This window comes from Scandinavium sp. (assembly GCF_032012665.1).
GTDB lineage: Bacteria > Pseudomonadota > Gammaproteobacteria > Enterobacterales > Enterobacteriaceae > Scandinavium.
On record NZ_DALZVG010000015.1, the window covers coordinates 1 to 23830 of the forward strand.

24 protein-coding genes are annotated in these 23830 nt (G+C 45.1%); 10 read left to right on the forward strand and 14 right to left on the reverse strand.

The window, feature by feature from the left end; genetic code table 11:
- Together tpiA and RTU33_RS13100 are read right to left on the reverse strand one after the other, a co-directional pair.
- On the reverse strand, window positions 1–415 hold a 415-nt coding region (gene tpiA / locus RTU33_RS13095), incomplete at its 3' end, for a triose-phosphate isomerase (protein WP_312627924.1).
- Window positions 416–526: 111 nt separating this feature from the next.
- The gene (locus RTU33_RS13100; RefSeq protein ID WP_312627925.1) at window positions 527–1126 is read right to left on the reverse strand and encodes a DUF1454 family protein; all 600 of its coding nucleotides are present in this window, start codon (window positions 1124–1126) and stop codon (window positions 527–529) included.
- 115 nt (window positions 1127–1241) lie between these two features.
- Here RTU33_RS13100 and RTU33_RS13105 point away from each other — a divergent pair, with 115 nt between their 5' ends.
- Window positions 1242–1661, forward strand: a complete 420-nt coding sequence (locus RTU33_RS13105; protein ID WP_312627926.1) for a DUF805 domain-containing protein — start codon at window positions 1242–1244, stop codon at window positions 1659–1661.
- Here the strand turns inward: RTU33_RS13105 and fpr are convergent, their stop codons facing one another.
- The 7 genes from fpr to gmk all read right to left on the reverse strand — a co-directional run bounded on the left by fpr (window position 1662) and on the right by gmk (window position 9425).
- A complete protein-coding gene (fpr, locus tag RTU33_RS13110; RefSeq protein WP_312627927.1) occupies window positions 1662–2408 on the reverse strand; it encodes a ferredoxin--NADP(+) reductase in 747 nt (248 codons plus the stop codon).
- Between the two features lie 96 nt (window positions 2409–2504).
- Entirely contained in the window at window positions 2505–3515 is a 1011-nt protein-coding gene (gene glpX, locus RTU33_RS13115; RefSeq protein ID WP_312627929.1) for a class II fructose-bisphosphatase, read from the reverse strand.
- A gap of 43 nt (window positions 3516–3558) precedes the next feature.
- Window positions 3559–5640, reverse strand: coding sequence for an ATP-dependent DNA helicase RecG (gene recG / locus RTU33_RS13120; protein ID WP_312627931.1), 2082 nt, complete (start codon window positions 5638–5640; stop codon window positions 3559–3561).
- A gap of 3 nt (window positions 5641–5643) precedes the next feature.
- Window positions 5644–6333, reverse strand: coding sequence for a tRNA (guanosine(18)-2'-O)-methyltransferase TrmH (gene trmH / locus RTU33_RS13125; protein WP_312627932.1), 690 nt, complete (start codon window positions 6331–6333; stop codon window positions 5644–5646).
- Between the two features lie 4 nt (window positions 6334–6337).
- Window positions 6338–8452: a bifunctional GTP diphosphokinase/guanosine-3',5'-bis pyrophosphate 3'-pyrophosphohydrolase gene (gene spoT, locus RTU33_RS13130; RefSeq protein ID WP_312627934.1), complete on the reverse strand. Its 2115-nt coding sequence runs from the start codon at window positions 8450–8452 to the stop codon at window positions 6338–6340.
- A gap of 19 nt (window positions 8453–8471) precedes the next feature.
- Entirely contained in the window at window positions 8472–8747 is a 276-nt protein-coding gene (gene rpoZ, locus RTU33_RS13135) for a DNA-directed RNA polymerase subunit omega (RefSeq protein ID WP_031523238.1), read from the reverse strand.
- Window positions 8748–8801: 54 nt separating this feature from the next.
- On the reverse strand, window positions 8802–9425 hold the full coding sequence (gmk, locus tag RTU33_RS13140) for a guanylate kinase (RefSeq protein WP_312627936.1): 624 nt from the start codon (window positions 9423–9425) through the stop codon (window positions 8802–8804).
- 253 nt (window positions 9426–9678) lie between these two features.
- On the opposite strand from gmk, the gene ligB reads away from it, so the two are divergent.
- The gene (gene ligB / locus RTU33_RS13145) at window positions 9679–11361 is read left to right on the forward strand and encodes an NAD-dependent DNA ligase LigB (RefSeq protein ID WP_312627937.1); all 1683 of its coding nucleotides are present in this window, start codon (window positions 9679–9681) and stop codon (window positions 11359–11361) included.
- Here the strand turns inward: ligB and RTU33_RS13150 are convergent.
- On the reverse strand, window positions 11355–11972 hold the full coding sequence (locus RTU33_RS13150; RefSeq protein ID WP_312627938.1) for a trimeric intracellular cation channel family protein: 618 nt from the start codon (window positions 11970–11972) through the stop codon (window positions 11355–11357). The two genes, ligB and RTU33_RS13150, sit on opposite strands and share 7 nt — an antisense overlap.
- A gap of 195 nt (window positions 11973–12167) precedes the next feature.
- Here RTU33_RS13150 and RTU33_RS13155 point away from each other — a divergent pair, with 195 nt between their 5' ends.
- The 8 genes from RTU33_RS13155 to RTU33_RS13190 all read left to right on the forward strand — a co-directional run bounded on the left by RTU33_RS13155 (window position 12168) and on the right by RTU33_RS13190 (window position 19473).
- On the forward strand, window positions 12168–12560 hold the full coding sequence (locus RTU33_RS13155; protein WP_312627940.1) for a hypothetical protein: 393 nt from the start codon (window positions 12168–12170) through the stop codon (window positions 12558–12560).
- 186 nt (window positions 12561–12746) lie between these two features.
- Window positions 12747–13604, forward strand: a complete 858-nt coding sequence (locus tag RTU33_RS13160; protein ID WP_033631362.1) for a DUF6387 family protein — start codon at window positions 12747–12749, stop codon at window positions 13602–13604.
- Between the two features lie 92 nt (window positions 13605–13696).
- Window positions 13697–13894 (forward strand): helix-turn-helix transcriptional regulator, encoded by a 198-nt coding sequence (locus RTU33_RS13165; protein ID WP_021463370.1) that lies wholly within the window; start codon window positions 13697–13699, stop codon window positions 13892–13894.
- A 297-nt stretch (window positions 13895–14191) separates the two neighbouring features.
- Complete coding sequence (locus tag RTU33_RS13170; protein ID WP_142470231.1) at window positions 14192–15406, forward strand: tyrosine-type recombinase/integrase; 1215 nt, start codon at window positions 14192–14194, stop codon at window positions 15404–15406.
- Entirely contained in the window at window positions 15399–16712 is a 1314-nt protein-coding gene (locus RTU33_RS13175) for a site-specific integrase (protein WP_205067603.1), read from the forward strand. Before RTU33_RS13170 ends, RTU33_RS13175 begins: the two co-directional genes overlap by 8 nt.
- A 4-nt stretch (window positions 16713–16716) precedes the next feature.
- Window positions 16717–18552, forward strand: a complete 1836-nt coding sequence (locus tag RTU33_RS13180) for a DNA-binding protein (RefSeq protein ID WP_205067602.1) — start codon at window positions 16717–16719, stop codon at window positions 18550–18552.
- A gap of 10 nt (window positions 18553–18562) precedes the next feature.
- Complete coding sequence (locus RTU33_RS13185; protein ID WP_096960497.1) at window positions 18563–18970, forward strand: hypothetical protein; 408 nt, start codon at window positions 18563–18565, stop codon at window positions 18968–18970.
- A gap of 83 nt (window positions 18971–19053) precedes the next feature.
- Window positions 19054–19473 (forward strand): hypothetical protein, encoded by a 420-nt coding sequence (locus RTU33_RS13190; protein WP_142470228.1) that lies wholly within the window; start codon window positions 19054–19056, stop codon window positions 19471–19473.
- Between the two features lie 51 nt (window positions 19474–19524).
- Here the strand turns inward: RTU33_RS13190 and RTU33_RS13195 are convergent, their stop codons facing one another.
- From RTU33_RS13195 to RTU33_RS13210, 4 genes are all read right to left on the reverse strand, one after another.
- The gene (locus RTU33_RS13195) at window positions 19525–20103 is read right to left on the reverse strand and encodes a DUF4755 domain-containing protein (protein ID WP_205067601.1); all 579 of its coding nucleotides are present in this window, start codon (window positions 20101–20103) and stop codon (window positions 19525–19527) included.
- A gap of 237 nt (window positions 20104–20340) precedes the next feature.
- Window positions 20341–21528 carry a relaxase/mobilization nuclease domain-containing protein gene (locus RTU33_RS13200; RefSeq protein ID WP_205067600.1) on the reverse strand — a complete coding sequence of 396 codons (1188 nt, stop codon included), beginning with the start codon at window positions 21526–21528 and terminating at the stop codon, window positions 20341–20343.
- The gene (locus RTU33_RS13205; RefSeq protein WP_205067599.1) at window positions 21525–21908 is read right to left on the reverse strand and encodes a hypothetical protein; all 384 of its coding nucleotides are present in this window, start codon (window positions 21906–21908) and stop codon (window positions 21525–21527) included. The genes RTU33_RS13200 and RTU33_RS13205 overlap by 4 nt, the downstream gene beginning before the upstream one ends.
- A 211-nt stretch (window positions 21909–22119) precedes the next feature.
- A complete protein-coding gene (locus RTU33_RS13210) occupies window positions 22120–23808 on the reverse strand; it encodes an AAA family ATPase (RefSeq protein WP_205067598.1) in 1689 nt (562 codons plus the stop codon).
- Between the last annotated feature and the right edge of the window lie 22 nt (window positions 23809–23830).

Below are 23830 nucleotides of genomic sequence, written 5' to 3' on the forward strand. Positions count from 1 at the left end.
TTTTGCCCGCTTCGTTTTCTGCTTCGGTTTCACCGATGCACAGAACCGGGATCAGGCCCTGCTCTTTCAGCACGGCGAATTTTTTGGCGATCAGCTCGTCGGATTCTTTGTGATAGGTACGACGCTCAGAGTGGCCGATGATGATGTATTTCGCGCCAATATCTTTGAGCATTTCTGCGGAGGTTTCACCGGTGAATGCGCCGGACAGGTTCAGGTCAACGTTCTGCGCGCCCAGGTTGATGTGGCTGCCGCCAGCGGCCTGTTTTGCCAGGTCGATGTACATTTCTGGTGGGGCAATAGCTACGTCGCAGCCGGTCACGCCGGTCAGCTCTTTACGCAGGTTCGCAACCAGCTCGTTTACCATATGGCGGCTGCCGTTCAGTTTCCAGTTACCCATCACTAAAGGATGTCGCATTTGAATTCTCCACGCTTTGAAAAGCGAATAAAGGAAGATGGCCGCCCGTAAGGCGCGGCATGGTCTGTGAAACAGTATAGAGATTCGGCGCTGGAAAGGCTTTGCTTTTTGTCATTTATTGTTGTTTTCCAGCGTCTCAGATAGCGCCAGCTTAATCGGTTCAACAGCGAAGGTCAGCCCCTTTTCACCGTTATCTGCCACCACATAGCGCAGTGCACCCTCACTGACGGTGTAATAGCTTTTGCTCTTACCCGCCACCAGCAGCTTTTGCAGTTTCTGCAGGCTCTGCGCTTTGGTAATGGCCGGGGTAAACACCCGCAGAACTGCGCTCATATACTCCTGCGCCTTCGCTTTGGCGGCCTTCTGCTCCGGCCCCTGAATGGGCAGCCAGGTTATCTGCATTGATTTGATTTTCAGCGTGCCACGCTCAAGCGCGGTGGAAGCGTAAAGGTTTTCATTGATTTTGCTGGCGGCGCGGGTCAGCGTCAGCTGATCGCGGTTGGTGGTGATGGAGCGAAATTCGTTCAGCGGCAGCGTGGGATTGTCGGCGTTAAATTTCTCGCGGAACTGGCTGATGGAGAGATCAAACGTTGGCGAGCCTGTCAGCAAATAAGGCGCGGTGGTGGCGTCTGTGGTTTCAGCCGAAAGCACAAATGGGCTGACCACAAGCACAGTCAGCCCAAGAAAACACACCATCAGCCATTTTGTCATGTCTGTTACCTAAGATTGTTATACGACGACGATTAAAACGGTAAACCGCCCCGCTTGTCAAAAAGAGACCACTTCAGGGTAAACTACGCGACATGATGACAATTAGGAATGTTCCATGACTCTGCAGCAATGGTTATTTTCAATTAACGGGCGCATCGGGCGCCGCGACTTCTGGATGTGGATGGGCATTTGGGTACTGGCGATGATTGTGCTGTTTACCCTGGCAGGAAACGGCTGGCTGAATCTGCAAACCGCTGCCTTTGCGCTGGTGTGCCTGCTCTGGCCCACGGCGGCCGTGACCGTAAAACGCCTGCACGACCGGGGCCGCTCGGGCATTTGGGCGCTGCTAATGATTCTGGCGTGGATGCTGCTGGCCGGAAACTGGTCCGTTCTGCCGGGCGTCTGGTCGTGGGCCGTCGGGCGGCTGCTCCCGACAATTATCATGGTCATGATGCTGATTGACCTGGGCGCGTTCGTTGGCACCCAGGGAGAAAACAAGTACGGCAAAGAGACGCTGGATGTCAAATACCGCTGATCACCAGTAGTGTTCAGCGGTCATATGGCCCGGTCGGCGGCGCAAATGTTTGGTCATCTGCCGGGAATCTTTCAGTAACTGCTGCGTATCACGTACCATCTGCGGGTTGCCACACAGCATCACATGACTGTTTTCCGTGGTCATCGTCAGACCGGCTGCCGCTTCCAGTTCCCCGCTTTCAATCAGCGCTGGCACGCGGCCCGTCAGCGAACCTGGTACACTTTCGCGGCTCACGACGGTTTGAATCCTCAGTTTCCCTTCGTAGCGCTTTTGCAGCTCCAGCATCAGCGGCAGGTAGCTTAAATCGGCGGCGTAACGCACGGCGTGAACCAGCACGAGGTTTTTAAAGCGCGCCAGATCTTTACCTTCCTGCAAAATCGACAGATACGGCCCAAGCGCGGTACCGGTTGCCAGCATCCAGAGCGTCTCGCAGTCCGGCACTTCGTCCAGAACGAAGAAGCCGGCAGCTTCGCTGACCACCTGCACCTCGTCACCCGGCTTCAGCGCCGCAAGGCGCGGGCTCAGTTTGCCTTCAGGGACGGTGACCAGGTAAAACTCAAGATCGGGATTATTCGGCGCATTGACGTAAGAATAGGCGCGCTGGACGCGCTCGCCGTCGATTTCCAGCCCAAGCTTGGTGAACTGGCCAGCCGTAAAAGGATGAACAGGGGCATGCACGGTGAGGCTGAACAGGGCATCCGTCCAGTACTCGACTTTGGTAACTTTACCTGTAACCCAATCCGCCATGATCTTCTCCTCGCTGCGTTGATGTGCCTATCTTCGCCAGGCGAGAAGAAGATTTCCAGCCCTTAACCGGCTGGAAAGCTCTTGCGGACAAATGATTTACAGGATGTGGCGCTGAATTTCCGGGTCTTTACGGTCCAGATAATGAATGGACTGAATCCGGCGAATGGTACGTGACTTACCGCGAATCATCAGGGTTTCAGTGGTGGCGATATTGCCTTTGCGGGTAATGCCGTCAAGCAGATCGCCTTTGGTGATCCCGGTGGCGGAGAAAATCACGTTATCGCTCTTCGCCATTTCATCCAGCCGCAGCACTTTCCCGGCTTCGATGCCCATCGCCGCACAGCGCTCAAGCTCATTCTCACCAATGCGACGGTTCTCCGGCGTATCGCCTTTGACATCATGGCGCGCCAGCAGACGCCCTTGCATATCGCCATCCAGCGCGCGGATAACCGCAGCGGAAACAACGCCTTCCGGCGCGCCGCCGATGCCATAAAGTACGTCCACTTCGCTGTCCGGCATACAGGTGAGAATAGAGGCCGCCACGTCGCCATCAGGAATAGCGAAGACGCGCACGCCAAGCTTTTGCATATCGGCAATGACCCGATCGTGGCGCGGTTTAGCAAGAATGGTGACGGTAAGCTCAGTCAGAGGCTTGTTCAGCGCCTTAGCGACGTTGCGCAGGTTCTCTTCCAGCGGCAAATTCAGGTCGATAGCGCCTTTCGCGCCTGGACCAACAATCAGCTTTTCCATATACATATCCGGCGCGTTCAGGAAGCAGCCTTTGTCACCCACCGCCAGCACGGCCAGCGCATTCGCCTGGCCCATTGCCGTCATGCGGGTGCCTTCAATGGGATCCACTGCGATATCCACCGCATCACCATTGCCGGTGCCAACCTGCTCGCCGATAAACAACATCGGTGCTTCATCAATTTCGCCTTCGCCAATGACGATGGTACCGTCGATATTGACCTTGTTCAGCATGATGCGCATCGCGTTTACCGCAGCGCCGTCGGCGGTGTTTTTGTCACCACGGCCCAGCCATTTGTAACCCGCAAGCGCTGCGGCCTCGGTCACACGCGAAAATTCGATGGCAAGTTCTCGTCTCATAACGTACTCATTGTGGAAGATAAAATTGCGCGCAGCCGCAGGGCTACGCGTTGGAATAACGTTCGGTTTCCGGCATCCAGCGCTCGATAAGCGCCTGCGCCTGCTGCGGGTATTTTTCGTGAATATGGCGGGCTATGCGCTGAACGTCCGGGATCATCGCCTGATCGCGCAGCAAATCCGCGACCTTAAATTCCGCCGCCCCCGTCTGGCGGGTTCCAAGGAGTTCGCCGGGACCACGAATTTCCAGATCCTTTTGCGCAATCACAAAGCCGTCATTGCTGTCACGAAGCACCTGCAGGCGCTTTTGTGCCGTTTTCGACAGCGGTGCTTTATAGAGTAGTACACAGTGGGAAGCAACGGCCCCGCGCCCAACGCGCCCGCGCAGCTGATGTAGCTGCGCCAGACCCAGACGCTCCGGGTTTTCGATGATCATCAGGCTGGCGTTGGGTACGTCCACGCCCACTTCAATCACCGTCGTCGCGATAAGCAAATGCAGTTCCCCCTGCTTAAACGCCTGCATGACTGCCTGCTTCTCGGCGGGCTTCATTCGACCGTGAACGAGGCCGATATTCAGCTCCGGCAAGGCGATTTTCAGCTCTTCCCAGGTGGCTTCTGCCGCCTGCGCTTCCAGTAATTCCGACTCTTCAATCAGCGTACATACCCAGTATGCCTGGCGGCCTTCATGCGTGCAGGCGTTACGCACGCGATCGATAATTTCGTGACGCCGCGTATCGCCAATGGCCACTGTCGTAACCGGCGTTCTTCCCGGCGGCAGTTCGTCGATAACGGACGTGTCGAGATCGGCATACGCGGTCATTGCCAGCGTGCGGGGGATGGGCGTGGCGGTCATGATCAGCTGGTGCGGATGGAAGCCCTGCTGCTGTCCTTTTTCCCACAGCGCCAGGCGCTGATGGACGCCGAAGCGGTGCTGTTCGTCGATGATGACCAGCGCCAGGCCGTTAAACTGTACCTGTTCCTGGAAAATGGCGTGCGTACCAACCACCATCTGTACCTGACCGCTGGCGATGGCCTCCTGCTGGGCCTGGCGCGCTTTTCCTTTCTGCTTCCCGGCAAGCCAGCCCACTTCAATGCCAAGCGGCGCAAACCAGCTGCGGAAGTTATTGGCATGCTGTTCGGCCAGCAGTTCCGTCGGAGCCATCAGCCCGACCTGCTTACCGTGCGCAATGGCGCGCAAAGCGGCAAGGGCTGCGACCAGCGTTTTCCCGGAACCCACGTCGCCCTGAACCAGGCGCATCATCGGAATGTCCTTTGCCATGTCTTTTTCGATTTCAGCCACCACGCGTGCCTGTGCACCCGTAGGCTTGAACGGCAGTGCCGCAAGCAAGCCGTTTTTCAGTTCATCTTTCGCACCCAGCGGCTCAGCATGATAGCGCTGAGCACCTGCACGCAGGGCAAGCATGCTGAGATTGTGTGCTAACAACTCTTCCATTATCAGGCGGCGCTGCGCCGGGTGCTGACCGCTGTCTAAATCCGCAAGCTGTAACGTTGGCGGTGGGCGGTGCAAGGTACGCAGGGCTTCCGGCAGGCTCATCAGCCCTTGTGCCAGTTCAGGGGGTAACAATTCGGAGATAGCGCAGGTGTCGAGCAAATCGAGCGCCTGATCGGTCAGTTTGCGCAACGTGGCCTGACGCACGCCTTCGGTCGTCGGGTAGACGGGCGTCAGCGTTTCCTGTAACTCTGGCTCGCTCATGTCACCCTGAACCCGATATTCCGGGTGGATCATTTCCGCGCCATACTTCCCGCGTTTAGCTTCACCATAGGCCAGCACGCGTCGGCCCGTAGCGAGGCTGCTTTTCATCGCCGCATTGAAGTTAAAGAAGCGCATGGTGAGGATGCCTGTGCCATCACTAATCTGGCACGTCATCATCCGGCGGCCACCGAAGGTGATATTGCAGTTCAGGACTTCGCCTTCCACGGTGGCGTAAATGCCGGGCAGAAGGTCGTTGATTGGGTAGAGATGGGTTCGGTCTTCGTAGCGCAGCGGCAGGTGTAGCAGCAAATCCTGCACGTTATGCAGGCCGATTTTAGCCAGTTTGCTGGTCTGCGCCGCGCCAACGCCCGTGAGCGCACTTAGCGGCACAGCATCCAGCAGACGGCCCTTCATGGCTTACTTCGCCGCCTGCATGGTGGCCCACCAGGCTTCATCCGCCTCGATTTCGCCACGTTCGTTGACGGGTGGATAAGGCAACTGCTTACGCCGGGCGACATGCGCCAGAACCGGATAACCGCCCTCAAACAGCAGACGCTGCTGTTCATCGACGGGCAACGTGCTCTCTTCGCGTTGATACATTCCGGCGTTCTGCCGCTGGCGCTGGGCTTCGTAAAGAATAAGCGCAGAAGCCACGGAGACGTTCAGCGACTGTACCATGCCGGTCATCGGGATAATGATGTCTTGGTCTGCCAGATCCAGCGCCTCCTGAGTGATGCCGGTTTTTTCCTGCCCCATCAAAATGCAGGTCGGACGCGTGTAGTCGATATCGCGAAAATCAACGGCTTTATCAGAGAGATGAGTGGCAAGAATTTGCATGCCGCGGCCTTTAAGGATGGCGACGGCTTCGCCGATGGTTGGATGCGTTTTAACCTGGACCCAGCTGTTACTGCCCGCAGCCGTGGAGGCCATGGTGCGCATGCCACCTTTTGGCCAGACAGCGTGAACTTCGTGCACGCCTACGGCATCTGCCGTGCGGACAATTGCCGAGACGTTGTGAGGCTTATGAACTTCTTCCATGCAGACCGTCAGGTCAGGCTGACGCCTGGCGAGCATCTCACAGATACGCGCGTAACGCTGTGAATTCATAACACTAGTTTCTGTTACGGGTGACTTTAATCACATCCGGCATAACGCGAATTTTGCGCATGATGTTGGCCAGATGAACGCGATCGCGTGCCGTCAGACGAATAAAGGCGCTGTAGACGCGGCCATCTTTCTCTTCCGTATTCAGGCTCTGAATATTCGATGAGGCGGTGTTGATCGCGGCGGTCAGGTTCGCCAGCGCACCCTGATGGTTGAACATATCCACCTTAATTTCGGTGATAAATTCCTGTTCGGTTTCTTTATCCCACTCCACGGCCATGAATTTTTCGGGCTCTTTCTGGTAACCGCGAATATTTCGGCACGACTCGTGATGGATAACCAGCCCTTTACCCGGGCTGACGTGGGCGATGATCGGATCGCCAGGAATTGGGCGACAGCATTTAGCGAAGGTGATCAGCACACCGTCTGCGCCTTTGATGGGCAGATGACCGTGACCAGAAGGCACCGGAGGCTGTGCTGCACCGGCTTCACCCTGCTGAAGGTTTTTCGCCACCACCACGCTCATTGCGTTGCCAAGACCAATTTCGGCCAGCAGATCGTCAAGCGTGGCAAGCTTCATGCGCACCAGCTCACGGTGGATGTTTTCCTGAGGAATTTCAGCCAGTTTTCGGCTTCCGCCCAGTGCATGATTCAGCAGGCGACGGCCAAGACTCACGGAGTCATCGCGCTTCAGGTTTTTCAGCAATTGGCGAATACGAGCACGCGCTTTGGAGCTGACAACAAAGTTCAGCCACGCGGCATTCGGACGGGCACCAGGTGCGGTAATGATTTCTACCGTTTGCCCGCTGGTCAGCGGCTGCGACAGCGGATAAGGCTGCCTGTCGACGCGTGCGCCCACGCAGGCATGGCCGATATCGGTATGCACGGCATAGGCGAAGTCGACGGGTGTTGCGCCCGCGGGAAGTTCGACAATGCGGCCTTCCGGGGTGAAAACATAAATCTCATCCGGGAAGAGATCAGATTTTACGCTCTCGATAAATTCAAACGAGCTACCGGCACTCTGCTGGAGTTCGAGCAGGCTCTGCATCCAGCGCTGGGCACGGATTTGCGCCGTGGTGCTGCTTTCGCCGTTCTCTTTGTAAGCCCAGTGTGCAGCCACACCCATTTCCGCCATTACGTCCATGTCTTCGGTGCGAATCTGCACTTCAACAGGCACGCCGTGCGGACCAATCATGGAGGTGTGCAAAGATTGATAGCCGTTCGCTTTCGGAATGGCGATGTAGTCTTTCACTCGCCCTGGACGCGGCTTGTAAAGGCTGTGCATCTGCCCGAGCACGCGATAGCAGGTGTCGACATCATGAACGATGACGCGGAACGCGTAGATGTCCATGATCGAGTGAAAACGCTGCTCTTTGAGCACCATTTTGCAGTAGATGGAGTAAAGATGTTTTTCCCGACCGCTGACGCGGCTTGGAATGCCCGCTTCCTGCAGACGACCGTCAATTTCAGAGAGGATCTTCTGAATCATCTCTTTACGGTTGCCCCGCGCGGCTTTTACCACTTCTTTAATGACGCGATAGCGGTTCGGGTACAGCGCTTCAAAACCCAGCTCTTCGAGCTCAGTTTTGATGTGGTGAATACCTAAACGGTGCGCCAGCGGGCTATAAATTTCCAGCGTTTCACGGGCAATGCGGCGACGTTTATCCGGGCGAAGCGAGCCCAGCGTGCGCATGTTGTGGGTACGGTCAGCAAGTTTGATGAGAATGACGCGGATATCCTGCACCATCGCCATAATCATCTTGCGGAAGTTTTCGGCCTGCGCCTCTTTCTTGTCGCGGAACTTGAGCTTATCAAGCTTCGACACCCCTTCCACCAGCTCGGCAACGCTTTTGCCAAACAGCTGTTCCATGTCCTGATAGGTGGCGGGGGTATCTTCGATCACGTCATGCAGAAGCGCAGCCATCAGCGTTTCGTAGTCGAGTTTCATCTCGGCCAGAATGCAGGCTACAGCAACCGGGTGCGTGATATAGGGTTCACCGCTTGAACGTGCCTGTCCCTCGTGGGCATCACGTGCAACGAGGTACGCCTGCTGGAGACGCTTAATCTGGTCTTCCGGCAGGTAAGATTGAATCAGCTGATTCAGGCTCTCAAACAGATACAAGGGCGACCCGCAGAGTTAATTAACGACGACCTTCAGCAATGGCGGTAACGGCCTGCAGTTCTGCGGCTTCCTGCTCTTGCTGCTCCTGGCGCTCGCGCACGTCGAGGATCTGGTTGTTGATCAGACCTTCTTCGATTTCGCGCAAAGCGATAACGGTAGTTTTGTCGTTTTCTTCCGCAACCAGCGGATCTTTACCGCCTACCTGCATCTGACGAGCGCGACGCGCGGCGACCAGTACCAGGTCAAAACGGTTACCAATTTTCTCTACAGCGTCCTGAACAGTTACGCGTGCCATATTTCAAAAGCTCCACAGGTGACGAAATGACTGGGCATGATACTGAATGTGGGTTCAGTCTGCCAATAGTTTGCTGATTAAAGCGTCATGGCGCTGCATTTGGCGGCGCATGCGCAGACGTTCAGCCCGAATGATGGTTTTCAAATCGCCGAGGGCGGTATCAAAATCATCGTTCACAATCAGGTAGTTGTACTCGGCGTAGTGGCTCATTTCGGCAACGGCCTGCGCCATACGTTTAGCGATGACTTCTTCGCTGTCCTGGCCACGGCCGCGCAAACGACGGTCGAGCTCCTCTTTCGAGGGCGGCAGAATAAAGATGCTGCGCGATTCCGGCATGGCTTTGCGGATTTGCTGCGCGCCCTGCCAGTCGATATCGAGAAACACATCTACACCGGTTTTCAGCACCTGCTCGATGGTTTCACGTGAGGTGCCGTAATAATTTCCAAAAACTTCCGCATGCTCAAGAAACGCATCCCGGCCAATCATCGTTTTGAATTCGGCATGATCGACAAAGAAATAGTGTTCACCGTGCACTTCACCCGGACGCGGAGAACGCGTGGTGTGTGAAACAGAAACCTGGGTGTCATACAACGGTTGGGTTTTCAGCAATGCCTGAATCAGGCTGGATTTACCCGCGCCACTAGGGGCAGAAACAATATAAAGCGTGCCTTGAGCCATGAGAGTCTTGTGTATGTGAGTCGAAAGAAAGTCTACATACGAGCCTATTATACACGTCACCGCTGCGTGACGTAGCCTTTGTCACACTTTTTACGTCAGTTTCTTCCCTTTTGCGTACTGCTTTCCCGATTTTTTGCTGAGTTACAGCAACAAACGCTTTTCCTCTGAAGACGCTTCGCAATCCCCAAAAAGCCGCCTCGCAGACGATTCATCTTCACGTTACAACCTCTCCCAATTAAGCAGGAGAAGCGAAATGACAGGGATAAGAAGGATTTTTGCGGCATTGCTGGCATGTCAGGCGTTTTCAGTCCAAGCCGATTGTCCTGAATGGCCTGAAGCCAGAGCCGCCAAGGAAATTGCCAGACTGCAAAAGCAGACAGATACCTGGAATATGGCCTACTGGCAATCCGGGAGCAGCGGCGTCAGCGATGATGAATTCGATCAGTTGAAAGACCAGCTAAAAGCCTGGCAGCGCTGCTTTGGCCAGGATGTTACGGAACCGCCTATCCCGGCACTTAATGGATCAACCCTGCACCCGGTGGCACACACGGGAGTTCGTAAATTCAAAGACCGTCAGGCGCTGGTGCAGTGGATGGCAGGAAAAACGGATTTGTGGGTGCAACCCAAAGTAGACGGCGTGGCCGTCACTTTAGTTTACCGGGACGGGAATCTGATGCAGGCGATCAGCCGCGGAAATGGCCTCTCCGGAGAAAACTGGACGGCAAAAGTGAAGCGCATTCCCGCAGTACCAAAACGCGTTGAGGGCCTGCTGACCAACAGTGTCCTGCAGGGTGAGCTTTTTCTTCAGGAACAAGGACATATTCAAAAGCAGATGGGCGGCATGAACGCACGAGCAAAAGTCGCGGGGGCTTTACTGCGTAAAGCCGACTCAGAAATGCTGGCCTCGCTCGGGTTATTTGTCTGGGGTTGGCCAGACGGCCCGGCAGCCTTTCCTCAAAAACTGGCCTTATTGCAAAAGGCTGGCTTTCCTCTGGCGGCGCAGTACTCCCTCCCAGTGAACAGCCCTTCAGATGTCGAAGAACAGCGACAGCGCTGGTTCACTACGCCTTTGCCATTCGCAACGGATGGCGTGGTCATACGTTCGGCCAGCGAGCCGGAGAGTAAATACTGGCAGCCGGGAGAGGGAACCTGGGTTGCAGCATGGAAATATCCTCCCGCCACGCAGATTGCCGAAGTGAAGTCGATTGAGTTCGCCGTTGGGCGAACCGGTAAGATAGCCGTCGTGGCTCTGCTTGAGCCTGTCATGCTGGATGATAAGCAGGTTCGCCGGGTCAATGTGGGTTCGATCAGGCGCTGGCAAGAGCTGGATATTGTCCCGGGCGACAGGCTGAACATCAGCCTCGCCGGTCAGGGCATTCCGCGCATTGATGATGTCGCCTGGAGAAGCACAAAGCGAGTCAAACCCGAACCGCCACAAGTTTCCTATAACACGCTGAGCTGCTACCGGGCTTCTCCTGCATGCCAGCCTCAGTTTCTGTCCCGGCTGATGTGGGCAGGTCAGCAGCTGCATATAAATGGCGTTGGCGAAGCACTGTGGCGGCAGCTTATGCGAACACACCGCTTAGAACATCTTTTTTCCTGGATGACGCTAAGCGAAACGGAGCTGCGGCAAACGCCAGGCATTTCGCCAGAAAGAGCGAACCTGTTGTGGCATAAGTTTGATCTTGTAAAACAGCAGCCGTTTATTCAGTGGTTAAAGGCGCTGGCGATACCGCTGAATCAAAAAGCATTTCCTGCGCTGTCGGCGAAGCGCTGGTCGCAGGTTCTGAGAATGTCAGAGCAGGAGTGGCAAACCCTGCCTGGAATGGGCAAAGCAAAAACCAGCCAACTGCTACGTTGGCTGGCCGATCCGCAGATTCGCGAGCTTGGGGGATGGCTGGCAGCACAAGGCGTGCCGGGCTTCCAGGATCAGTGAGCGCTGTGCTTGTAGTGAAAGACAGGCAGACCCAGCTTCAGGCGAAGCGCCAGCATACGCATCGTGAAACCAAACAGCAGTGTGGCAATCACCACAACATCATGGCTGCTGACGTAATGCTGTAAAGCGATGTAGAGCACTGCTGAAGCGAAAGAGACGCCGGCATACAGCTCTTTCTGGAAGACCAGCGGGATACGCTTACAGAACATGTCTCGCAGCACGCCGCCAAAGACGCCGGTAACGACCGCAGCGATAGAGGCGATAATCGGGCCTTCACCCATATCCAGCGCAATCTGCGCACCGATAATGGAGAACACGACCAGGCCCAGAGCATCCAGAACCAGAAACAGGCGGCGCAGATGAGGCATCACCGGAGCAACAATGGTAGTAACAACAGCGGCGACAGCGACGATCACGACATACTCAGGGTTCTTCACCCAGCCCAGTGGATAGTGACCGAGCAGAATGTCACGAACGGAGCCACCGCCCAGCGCAGTGGCAGTCGCAATAATGATGACGCCAAAGGTGTCCATCCGGCGGCGTCCGGCGGCCAGCGCACCGGTCATCGCTTCGGCGGTGATACCAATTAAGTAGAGAATATGTAGCAGCATACTTGCCCCCGTCACAGATGGCGGCAGAGTAGCGATTTGTGCGGAAGATCACGATTGAGATTTTCTAAGGCAAAGAAAAATAAATTAGTTTTTCTAATTCATTAACCATCATTTCGTAGGCATTGAGCGATCATAAACTCAATATAAGGATTAGAAAAATTATCGTTCATATCGAATATTAAAGGAGAAATGACGATGAATATCTCTGCGGCGCTAAAAGCGCTGGCCAATGGCGTTAATCCCGACACCGGGGAATTTATCGCGCCCGGATCCATTGTTAATCAGCCTGATGCCATTCGCCTGTTGTTTTCGCTTTCCGATGAGCTGGCAGAAGAGCCTGAGAAGCTGAAAAGGGGCAAGCCCACAGCAGAGGAACGTCAGCAGAGAAACATTGCAGAAGGTCGGCCCGCAAAATCAAATTTTCCCTGGACGGAACAGGAAAAGATGCAGCTTGAAGCAGAATTTCTGGAAAATCCCTCACTGGATGCGCTGAGCCTGAAATTTGGCCGCTCGGAGCGGGCAGTGGCAATACAGCTGGAGAAAAAGGGCTTGATTACGGCTGAACAGTTTCTTGCGCTGACGCTATAGAAAAGGCCCGCCATGCCGGGCCTCTCAGGCTTACTCAATATTCTGAATCTGAATATCGATTTCATTGTTATTTTCTTTAATAATCAGCGGGTTGATAACAACTAAAGATCTTTAAATCGATATTTACTCCCCGAATCACCCCCCGTATAGTTTACTTAAATATTGAGTTATAGACGGAGAGGATGAGTGAAAAACTGGACAACTGAACATACCAAAGAAATCAAGAAATGGTTAGATATCGACACATATCGTAAGTTCGAAGATCTCACCCTTCTACAGTTATACCACGAGCTGTGGGCCAGAACACTGTTCTTCAAAAGCTACAGGGAGGATTTTGAGGCAAAAGCCCTAATGGGATACTTCGAAAAAATTTTCAGCGGAAATCCATTCTTGATTGAGGAAAAGCAACTTGGCTATATGGCACCGGACAACCGATTGTTTCAACCGCCTCATTTCTTTCTAACTACACTTGAACGACTTGCTGAACTGAGCATCATCTCAATGCAACGGGGCACTTTTGTGTGGCATGGCGATGATAAGTATTCAATCAACGGTGAGCTACAGGAAGAAACTCTCTACGAAAGTTTACCCGACCAATTCCAAAGAACAGTCATGTTAGAAGTTGATCTCTCAAGTGGCACAGACGACGAAATTGCGGAATCACTCAAAGCGGCATTACCTCAGTGGCGTAAGTACATGGAAATACAGGAAAACCCTCTGGATTCCGTTCGCTTTGGATATGGAACCATTAAGAAGCTTATCAACTATCGAATCATCCCTATGCTCGACATTTTAGTTTGGACAAAGATTAAACAGATTCGTGTATCGGATGATCGACTGTCCAGGCTGCTTTATACCGATGATGATGATGAAAGTCAGATCAGACTTCACTATCATGTAAAGGATACCGACAGACCACTTGCCCTCAAAGCGGCCTCAGTTGACTTCATCAGGCAGTTTTATTACTTCATAAACAAGAATAGCCATTTAAAAAACATGAGAGTTTCAGACACCATGAAACTCTCTGATTCTGAAAAGAGTTAATTTCTATCATTTAGGTGTTATGAAGTTCGCTACTTTTGTTGCTGATTCATTTATATAGTAATTCCCATCGCAACTGAAATGAGGAATAAAATATGAATCAGCAGAATACTCGCCTTATTCGTTTACCAGAAGTTATCGACAGAACTGGATATGGTAAGGCTTGGATTTATCATCTTATCAATCAAAACCTATTTCCAGCCCCGATTAAAATTGGTGCTCGTGCAGTTGCTTTTATTGAAAGTGAAATTGAAAACTGGATCTTAGAAAAAATTGGGAATTCACGTAATTAAAACTGTGAGATTTAGTTATAGTGGTAATGTAAACTTTGAGGCCTAATTTAGGGTAAAATTTACAATATACTTTACAATAGTTGTAATAGATAATATTTATAAGTGTTTGCGAGAAATGACTCTGGATAACTTATGTTTTATTCAGACTGATATTAATTTCTGTAAATATTAGTTCTTTTTCTCTATTCAAATCATAGTATTAATAATAAATCTATCATAAAAATATTTGTAAAATTATAATTAATAAAATATATATCCAGAGCAATCTATTAAATGTAAAATTTAAAAGGAGGGGGTATGTGCATTTATAGTGTGAGGAAAACAATTTTCGAAAACGGGGAAAGATATTGTGTCTTAATTAATAAAAAAACATTAAAGCCATTATTTTATCCTAATATGTATCTAACCGCCAATTTTCGAAATAAAGGGCTTTCTATTAATACAATTGAATCTAATGCTAAGGTGTTAGGTTTGTTGCAGTCTTTTTTTGATGAAAAGAACATGAATATAATGGAAAGGATTTTAGGAAGAAAATTTCTTACTTCTTATGAAATTGATGACTTAACTCAATATCTGACAAAACGCCATAAGGTAAGAAAGGTTGTTAATATCAATAGTAATATTTTGAAGGATTATACTAAATATAGCAGACTAAGCACTGTTGCTAATTATTTAGAGTGGCTCTGTGAATATTTGATAAGGTATGATTACGAACGCCGTGAGGATATATCGAGGTTTATAAATAGTATTAGGGAAAGAAGACCAAGGAAACAAATAGATTTTGATTTCTATACTAAAGTTCAAAAGTCATTAAGCGATTCGCAGATAGTCAAGGTTTTTAAGTGTTTACAACCAGAATCCGAATTAAATCCTTTTAGCAAATCTGTTCAATCACGAAATGAATTAATTATTACTATGTTGTATTGCCTCGGCATTCGTGCTGGAGAATTACTCAATTTAAGAATCAGTGATATAGATTTTGAGAAAAAGATTATAAAAATAGTCCGAAGGCATGACGATATATTCGATGATAGATTAAATCAACCATTAGTTAAAACCCTCAATAGGGACTTGTATTTTTCCGATTGGTTAGAAAGTAAAATATATAATTACATGACTGGTGAAAGGCAGAAATATTCTAAAAAAAACAAACATGATTTTTTGTTTATCTGTCAAGGTAGTTTATCGAAGTGTGGTTTCCCTTTAACCATATCTGCATACGAGAAAATGATTATGAAAATAAAACGAATAGACCCAACTTTGAATGATTTTTCAGGGCATCGTCTTAGACATACTTGGAATTATGTATTTTCTAAAGAATCATCAAATCTTCGAAAAGAAGGAGTAAGTTTTGAACCTGAAGAGATTAGATCTTATTTAATGGGTTGGTCTCCAAACTCAGGGACAGTAAAGTTCTATAACCATAAATTTAATATAGAGCAGTCTAATTTATTGATGAGAAAGGTGCAGATGAAAATAGAGTATTTTTTAGGTGGAGGTCAAAATGAATAAAGCGAGATTAAAAAAGTATAATAATGATTATATATTGAGTAGTTCTGGATATGAGGTCAATACCTTTGATGATAACTGGAAAATAAGCAAAAACTGTAATCTGAATATTGCTGAAACTCTAAAATATTTAAATGAAGGGCTATATGATGGTTTTATAAAAACAATGACATATTTTGTAAGTGAGTTAAGTGATGGTTATGCGGAGCATGTGTTCCATACTTTTAACAAGATGATTAATAAACAGGTAGTAGATTATATAGATGAATCATTAATATTAAACTTCATGGCTAGGTTGGGTAAAAATCGTTTGTATCAATTCAGTAAATTAAAAGTAATGCTAAACAAATGGCACTCATTAAACTTTCCAGGGATAGATTCAAAAGTCATTAAACTATTTAATGAGATAAAAATAAAAAAATATGGCTATGGTGATGTTGTAAAAATGAGGGACCCCAATAAAGGACCTTTTAATATTGAAGAGTTAAAGTGTATTTCAAATGCTACGGAAGAGGCTTATAACACAGGGAAAATAAGTATCCATACTTACGCCATGCTAAAACTTTTATTGCATAGTGGAAGAAGGATTTCGCAATTAACAGCCTTGAAAAGGAAAGATCTATTTAATGAAAATAATATTTATTATTTGAATATACCAAGAAAAAAACAGAGAGGTGTAAATAAAGGTAGCTATAGAAAAGTTGAAATAAATGAATCGTTATGGGACACATTGCACAAAATATTAGATATCAATACTGAGATTATTTCTGATTATCTTGGATGTGAATTAAAGTATAAAAACATTGATAAAATCCCTCTTTTCTTATCAACATATAGCTTACGAAATTTAGACAGGGATATTGATATTGAACACTATTTAGAAAATGAAGATCTTCATATAACTACAGGATCAATGAATCGTGCAATAGCATCATTGTCTAAGAAAATGAAATTAGTCTCTCCAAGAACGGGGAAGATTATACGAATTAGCTCAGTCAGATTTCGATACACATTTGCCACAATGCTGGCTAAGTCCGGTGAAAGTTTAGCGTCAATTGCTATGTCTTTGGACCATTCTGGAACAGGAAGTGTAGGCTGCTATGTTCAGAATCTTCCTGATAATGTAATAGACATAGATAAAGCGATATCTAAATATCTTCAGCCTATATCTGACATTTTTTTGGGTAAACAAGCTTATGAAGGCGACATTTTGCTTAATATTTTTGTTAGCGACATTCGAGGATGTAGAACAGAAAAAAATGTATTAATTAAAGGTTGTACTGAGTGCAAACATTTTAACAGTTGGTGATATTATGAAAAATTTAATTTTTGAAAGTTCAAAGTCAAAAGCAGAAGAAAACATCAGTGATTTCATTAATTTTTGTAGAAACAAACTTAACGTCTATGGCCCAGATTTCGATTGGAATAATAATGTGTGGAAGGGGTTTTATACATTTAGAAAACTCGATGCCAAGAAAGGAATTTTAAGCCCACAGGATACATTAGATTCGGATTTTTTAGATTTTGCTAAAGCATTTATCATTTACCATCAGGCTCTTGGTAATAAAATAAAGCTTAAGGAAGAAATGAGAGCTTTAAAGCTAATCGAGAAGTCGCTTATCCAGTTGACAGGTAATGCTAAGATAACTAACTGTACCATAATGGTCTTTGATAATGCAGTAAGGATCTCAAAATCTAAATATAGTATTTCAGTTGTTGCTAAAGTTGGCAAGACATTAGAGCGCATATCAAAATTTCTTATTAACCATAATTTCGTTAAATCTTTTACCATGAAATGGGTTAGTCCTATCAGGGCTAAGAAATCAGCAGATAGGCAATCTATAGATGAAATTATTGGAAAAGATGGAAAACTTTCTGATTTAAAGGCAATGGAGGCTTTAGCGAGTATCTTTGCTAAAGAGGATCATTTGCTTAGTTTAAAAGACATTTTTACTACATCCATATTTGCTTTGTTGATGTGTGCCCCATGCAGAATAAACGAAATTTTATCTCTTTCAGAAGATTGTGAAATATTTGAGAGTGATAGTGAAGGAATCGCTCGTTATGGATTGAGGATTTATACATCTAAAGGAGCTGGGGCAGATATAAAATGGATATCTACTGCTATGGTTCCAGTTGCGAAGAAAGCTATAGCAAGATTAAGACGCATTTCCGAGCAGGCAAGAGGATTAGCTCAATGGCATGAAAATTTAAAAGAAGAAGTATTTATGACAGCGACATGTCCTAATATCAATCCAAATAAGCCTCTAACCGTCATAGAGGTGTGCCAAGCATTAGGATATGATATAACCGAAAGAGAAAAATGCAAAGATAAGTTAAGACGATTAGTTTTAAATTATGGGATAAATAACTTAATACGATATGATTTTAATTTTACATTAAAGTCATTATGGAATGAGATTCGTAGTTTCAAGCCAAAAGAATTTCCATATTTGGATCAATATTCAAAAACCAAATATAGCAATGCGTTGTGCTTGATAAATGAACATCAATTACATCCAATGAAAGACACTAATGAATGGAAATTGTATCGACCTACATATAGCTTTTTTATGACTGATATTAATAAAAACTCTGCTGTAAACAAACTTTATAAGAATATTTTTGAACGTCATGGGTTTTATGATGAACATGAAATACCCTTTTCCATGCATTCACATCAACCAAGGCATTTGTTGAATACATTTGCTAAGTTTGGCGGTATGAGTGAACTAAACATTGCAAGATGGTCCGGTAGGAGAAACATCTATCAAAACAAGTATTATGACCACACATCAAAAGAGCATATGCAATCTTTCGTTAAAGCATTGGGTATTGATGATACAAAACCTCACTCATGTCCAAATTTAGACGGGGATATTAACAAGGCATCTAAAGTCATTAAGCTTGAGAATCTAACTCATGGTGCGTATCTATTCTCTACTATTGGTTATTGTCAGCATAATTATGCCATTACTCCATGTTCAAGATACCCTGGTTTAAATTTGGAAGATATAAATTCTTCTTTGAAAGAAAAAATTGAAAAACTTATCTCAATAAATTATAAAGATAAAGAAGATGGCGTTTATGGTGCTGAAAGATGGCTTAATCATAATTTAATTCACCTAAAAGGAATAAATAATAATTAGAGAGGTTTTTATGGCGAAACATTTAACAAGAAGAGAGATTAATTATATTGTAGGTTGTATAACAAATTGGGACGATAGTAGAAATAAATTGACTTGGGATAATCTCTGTACCCTTATATCTAGAAAGTTAGGAAGGAGGCCTACTCGTCAAGCTCTAAACACACACAAAGAAATAGTTGACTCGTTAAGATTTAAGAAAAAAGTATTAAAAAGAGAAGCTACAGGCTTACAAAAGCCAGATAATCTAATCTCCGCACAGAAAAGAATAGCCACTCTCGAAATAAAAGTTAAAGAATTAGAGATGGCTAATAAAGTTTTGCATGAAGAAAATGTTAAACTAAATTATTGTTGTTATCTAAAAGGGATAACAGAAAACGAGCTAAATTCTTACTTTCCTGAAATTGATAGATGCAATTGATAGGTTATACCTATTGACTCAATGATATTTTATGGTAGATATACAATATCAGGACGATATAATTAATTGCAAGGATGCAAATTATGGAAAAACTAAATAGCATGGAACGTTTTCTAATTCTTTTTGAACGTTTCGTGAAGAAACTCGAAGAATCTGGACTATCAGAATCAGATATAATTGATAAATCTTACCTTTTTTGTGTTGGTTTCTATATCAAGTATAAAAATGACATTGATAATATAGAGTTAGCTAATAGAGATGTTGTTTTATCTTTTATGCTTACCTCTTATTACTGCTTTATTAACAATGTTGAAAAAAGAGTAATCGATGCTGATAAAATAAGAAGAATGTGTGGATTACTCATTCACTTCATCATGAAGAATAAAGCTAATTCAGAAACTGTTTTTATAACAGAAAAAAGAAAATATGATCGTTCCGTGTTAGCAAAATCATTAAGAGATAAGAATGTAAACTATATAGCGAACTATAACAAAAATGCTTAAACAGAATCTACCTCGATATAGACTCTGTTTTAAGCAAGATGTGTTTTGATTTCATGCAGCATTCAAATTCTGGTCAAAGATCTCCATCCATTGGTTAAGTTGTGCTTTGAGATCATTAATGCCCTTACGAGAGTTAAAAGAATCATTACGAGGATAGAACTGGATATGCCACTCTGGTTTACGAACGTCTTTTACACGGATAAAGAGACCTGTATCAGCGATGTTTTGACTTAATGTTTTACCGTTTTCTCTGATACTGCTTAATCCAGTACCTGCAACTTCACCACCATAGGTAATGTTGTAGCTCCACTCTTTAATTTCCTCAAAAGAATATGTATTTGCTCCTTCGCTATTTTTAAGGAAAATCTCTTGTTTATTTGTGTCTAACCGGATTTCACAATCATTGAATTTATGAAGATAGATCCCATCATTGTTTTCATTTAGGTAATTGAATGTCGCATCATTGTTTTTCCTGACAATATATTTACCAAAAGCTGTTGCACATAACATAGCGCTGATAAAAAAAATGGGAACCCAATATACTGACATCACTTTAGAACCCCCAAAGTAAGCAACAATAATAGGGAGTGCAATCGCCAGCAATACACGCTTCATCATGAAGAATTTCATACGTTTGTTCCTGTATGATATAACGATATTGTAAATAGGCTAGTAAAATCAATCTATTAGCCGATAGTTCCTTCAAAGTACATTTTGTACAAAGCTATAAAGTTATCAAATCATTTGTACCGATCGATATTTTCATCCTGATAGGTTTCGCCTATCATATGTAATTAATCGATCGATTGTGACGATCGATTAATTATACTAAAATCAATTGCATAGCTGCTTTCAGCAAAAATAATGCTAAATTTTCGACCTAAAAACGTTTGATTTTATAGTTTTTTCAACAGCAGAAAGAGGGGTATTGTGTATATAAAGGGGGGTAGCCGAAAAAATCTTCGGAGGCTGTTTAAACGCCCTTAACAATGGATTACGTAGTTTTTTGAGGGTGATGACTATTGTGTCTATAAAAGGAATGGTTTCTATCCATCGCATCGCTACGTCCACATAGCTTTTACCTGTGGTTTTAACTTTCTCTTGATAGATATCATCTACTACAGGCAAGACAGATAAAGGAAGCAGGGTGTTTTCTGCATCTATACCACCAAAAAAACTTACGGCATCAGCTTTCACTATCCTGATAATTTCTTCTGGGTTGGTTGCATTGAAGGCAATGGAAGCTTTTCTGTCATCTACGGCAAGGGGAGCAATGATGATGAACGGCTCTAAGTTTTTCCATGAATACTTTTTACCTAATTGGGATGCCTTGAATGAAATGTTGGCGTACTCAAACGAAAAACCGTTCATTTTTCCGGTTGAAGCCCTGTTGGGAATTGCTTTTATCTTTTGTGCTGCAAGCTGCTGCACAAACTCATCTTCTGAAATCTTGCTGGTTATGAGCGTATCTATAGCTTCTTGTATGATTGTTTTTGGGCATTTTTTGCCAGTTCTTTTCTCCTGCATCGCTTCATTACGTGATTTTTTACGTTTTACTGGTGATGAAGAGGGTTTTAGTGCATCAGCACCTTTGGTTTGTGTTAGCTGGTAGTCTTTTTCAAGATCCTGGATGATACGGGTGCTGATAAGGTTCTCATTTTTACCTAAGTAGAGCTTCCCGGATGTTGCATCAATGCGGCTTGCTACTATATGGATATGTTGGCCATCTTTATCATCATGAAGCACGTATGCACGTAAATGCGTTTCAGAGAAGCCCATACGCTTCATATAGTCATCGGCTAACATTTTCCATCGTTGTATAGATAGACTCTCACCAGCAGGCAGACGCAGAGAATTGTGCCATACAGGTTTACTGACATCGGAGCGCAGGAGCTTCGTAGCGTTGAACTCTGCACTTAGTGCTTCTGCGAAGCTTTCTATCACATTGCCACCAACCACACTCGGATCTAATTTGTGGTGCGAAGCAGGTTTTAATAAATAAGAAATTAGCCCGTTAAAGGTTTTTCCTCTTTTGATTTTTTGCATCCCTTTCATTCATTTCTTTCTCCCCATAGATCTGCACCAACAAGATTTATGCGAAGCTCAGAGATCTGGCGCTTCACTGCGAATAGTTCTGTTTGCGTCAGAGAGCTACCCTGGCTTTTGTTATCCAGATGAGCGACAAGCTTGTTCAGCTTCTGTGAAATTTCGCTCAGAGATTTCCAGGCTTCTAAGTTGATGGCAGGAACGGACAAAGGAAGCTTATCCAGGGACGCTAAGCGAAGCCACTCTCCCTTGCTTTTATCACCGCGTTTCGTGTCGAGAAGCTGTAGTTCTTCATGGTTGAATCGGGCGCTGACACAATGAGTACGCAATGATTTAGCTGGGACTTTGTTGTTTTTCTTACAGAATGGTAATCCTATAGTTTCTTTCATAGAAGCTCCTTTTCGTATATTAGGTTTTGTATTACTTTTATTGTGAGCAATTCCGTTGCAGCACTTTGTACATTTATATTTCAAAAATGTGATATGTCAATATTTTGAATTTGACCCGGCTCTTCTTTTTCAACCGTAGGGCGAAAAACAAGGGAACTCAAAGAAGCGTAGCTTCGATGAGTTAGCCCTTGCTTAAACAGATATTGATTTTTTAGTCTTGGGCTATGCTGTTAAAATCTGTAGTCCATTTTACATTACTAATATTGTTTTGTATCATGACTTTATAAAAAAGTTGCTTTAAACCGTTGTAAAAGAACTCTAATTCCTTTTGGTTTTCAGCCCTGACAATCCAATTTCTTGTGATCATCGTAAAGTAATTTCTATGGTCATTAAATAATTTTTTGTATTTAGCTCTTTTGTATCCATGAGTAGACTCACTATTTTCTTTCATGGATTCATATTGCATTTTTATAGTGTTTATTAATGGTTGAATTTCTGTGAGATAATAATCTTTCGTAAAACCAAGGTTATATATATCAGGATTACGCCAAAATGAAGCATCATCTTCTTTTAGAACGGTCTCACAATGTTCAAGGATAAATTCCTCTGGGGATTTTTTCCCAGGGAGAGAAATTGTGCTTTTTCTTACATCACCTTGATGATCACCGTCATATATACAAATAGACTTTAATGATGTCTCCATAAGAAATGGATCATCGAAAATAGTTTTTAAATTGTTGGCACCAATAGAACAATCTACGAGATGGAAACAATCTCTTACTGCTGCTAATTCAGGCCTTTTTGACGTCCAGTAGTTAAAAATCTCATTAAATAAATAGCGTGCCTCTGGGTCTTCGGTAAATACAGGTATTTTGTGTCGACTGTAAGTGCTATCCTTGCTTTTGTTTTGTAAAAACATTTTTATTTTTATATAGCTTGGGTCTTCTAAACTTATTATATTACTATGGTCATTAATCAAATATGTTATTTTTATTTTTGAATTAGAAGAAAATTTTAATAATGATAGGCTATGCGTTGTTAAGAATATTTGTATTTTATATTCCTTCGCATATTCGTTCATCTTTTCTAATAATTTAGTTTGCAAATATGGGTGAAGAGTAGCATCAAATTCATCTATAAGGAGAATGCTTTCTTTGTCATGAATCGATTCGGTCAATGATTGGTAATAGAATCTTAGGCTTACCAAAGCTTTTAATATGATAAAAAGGTTATCTTCCCCGGAAGAGATAGTGTTCGAATCTATATCAGGATTATTCGTTTTGAATTCTGGGCCGGACTTAAAATCATTAATACTATTAGATGCTATATTACTAATTTCGAAACCTAAAAACTCCTTATATATATTCGAGATCAAATTATTATATTCATCAGGAAGGTTAGATCTTTGGATAGATATATCAGAGTCTTTTGTTTCTCCGATTGGGAATAACCTTGATAAACCTAAATAAATTACGGGTCTTGAAGGAAGTGATTCTTTTGGCTTCCCTCTCGAATACATTGGTTTTAGAGCGTATCGTTGAGCTAAATTATCATCTTTAGAGTTATGCTTTCTAAAATCAAGGGTTTGATCATCTAAATAATTTACACTAAATAGCTTACCTTTAATACCATCTGCTGGATCAGTATATTTTGAATCTTTAACAATGGCTTCCATTTTAGGGTTAGCTATTTTATTTATATCTTTTATTATTTTTATGCACTTACTATTTATATGCGGGTTAGATCTTGCGGTAGGCATTTGAAATGCATTGCTTATTAGATGAAGTAATGTTGTTTTACATGCGCCGTTAGTGCCAGAAATCACGTTTAGATGACTGTCGAAGGAAAGATTTATCCCTTTGAGCTTTTTAAAACTAACAAAATCTATATTCTTAATCATTTTATCCTACCATTCTATAAAT

What these genes read in the sequence shown, in the direction of transcription:
- RTU33_RS13100 (WP_312627925.1), bottom strand. Translation starts at nt 1,126, where the DNA reads ATGACAAAATGGCTGATGGTGTGTTTTCTTGGGCTGACTGTGCTTGTG.
- RTU33_RS13105 (WP_312627926.1), top strand. Translation starts at nt 1,242, where the DNA reads ATGACTCTGCAGCAATGGTTATTTTCAATTAACGGGCGCATCGGGCGC.
- fpr (WP_312627927.1), bottom strand. Translation starts at nt 2,408, where the DNA reads ATGGCGGATTGGGTTACAGGTAAAGTTACCAAAGTCGAGTACTGGACG.
- glpX (WP_312627929.1), bottom strand. Translation starts at nt 3,515, where the DNA reads ATGAGACGAGAACTTGCCATCGAATTTTCGCGTGTGACCGAGGCCGCA.
- recG (WP_312627931.1), bottom strand. Translation starts at nt 5,640, where the DNA reads ATGAAGGGCCGTCTGCTGGATGCTGTGCCGCTAAGTGCGCTCACGGGC.
- trmH (WP_312627932.1), bottom strand. Translation starts at nt 6,333, where the DNA reads ATGAATTCACAGCGTTACGCGCGTATCTGTGAGATGCTCGCCAGGCGT.
- rpoZ (WP_031523238.1), bottom strand. Translation starts at nt 8,747, where the DNA reads ATGGCACGCGTAACTGTTCAGGACGCTGTAGAGAAAATTGGTAACCGT.
- gmk (WP_312627936.1), bottom strand. Translation starts at nt 9,425, where the DNA reads ATGGCTCAAGGCACGCTTTATATTGTTTCTGCCCCTAGTGGCGCGGGT.
- ligB (WP_312627937.1), top strand. Translation starts at nt 9,679, where the DNA reads ATGACAGGGATAAGAAGGATTTTTGCGGCATTGCTGGCATGTCAGGCG.
- RTU33_RS13150 (WP_312627938.1), bottom strand. Translation starts at nt 11,972, where the DNA reads ATGCTGCTACATATTCTCTACTTAATTGGTATCACCGCCGAAGCGATG.
- RTU33_RS13155 (WP_312627940.1), top strand. Translation starts at nt 12,168, where the DNA reads ATGAATATCTCTGCGGCGCTAAAAGCGCTGGCCAATGGCGTTAATCCC.
- RTU33_RS13165 (WP_021463370.1), top strand. Translation starts at nt 13,697, where the DNA reads ATGAATCAGCAGAATACTCGCCTTATTCGTTTACCAGAAGTTATCGAC.
- RTU33_RS13170 (WP_142470231.1), top strand. Translation starts at nt 14,192, where the DNA reads ATGTGCATTTATAGTGTGAGGAAAACAATTTTCGAAAACGGGGAAAGA.
- RTU33_RS13175 (WP_205067603.1), top strand. Translation starts at nt 15,399, where the DNA reads ATGAATAAAGCGAGATTAAAAAAGTATAATAATGATTATATATTGAGT.
- RTU33_RS13180 (WP_205067602.1), top strand. Translation starts at nt 16,717, where the DNA reads ATGAAAAATTTAATTTTTGAAAGTTCAAAGTCAAAAGCAGAAGAAAAC.
- RTU33_RS13185 (WP_096960497.1), top strand. Translation starts at nt 18,563, where the DNA reads ATGGCGAAACATTTAACAAGAAGAGAGATTAATTATATTGTAGGTTGT.
- RTU33_RS13190 (WP_142470228.1), top strand. Translation starts at nt 19,054, where the DNA reads ATGGAAAAACTAAATAGCATGGAACGTTTTCTAATTCTTTTTGAACGT.
- RTU33_RS13195 (WP_205067601.1), bottom strand. Translation starts at nt 20,103, where the DNA reads ATGAAATTCTTCATGATGAAGCGTGTATTGCTGGCGATTGCACTCCCT.
- RTU33_RS13200 (WP_205067600.1), bottom strand. Translation starts at nt 21,528, where the DNA reads ATGAAAGGGATGCAAAAAATCAAAAGAGGAAAAACCTTTAACGGGCTA.
- RTU33_RS13205 (WP_205067599.1), bottom strand. Translation starts at nt 21,908, where the DNA reads ATGAAAGAAACTATAGGATTACCATTCTGTAAGAAAAACAACAAAGTC.
- RTU33_RS13210 (WP_205067598.1), bottom strand. Translation starts at nt 23,808, where the DNA reads ATGATTAAGAATATAGATTTTGTTAGTTTTAAAAAGCTCAAAGGGATA.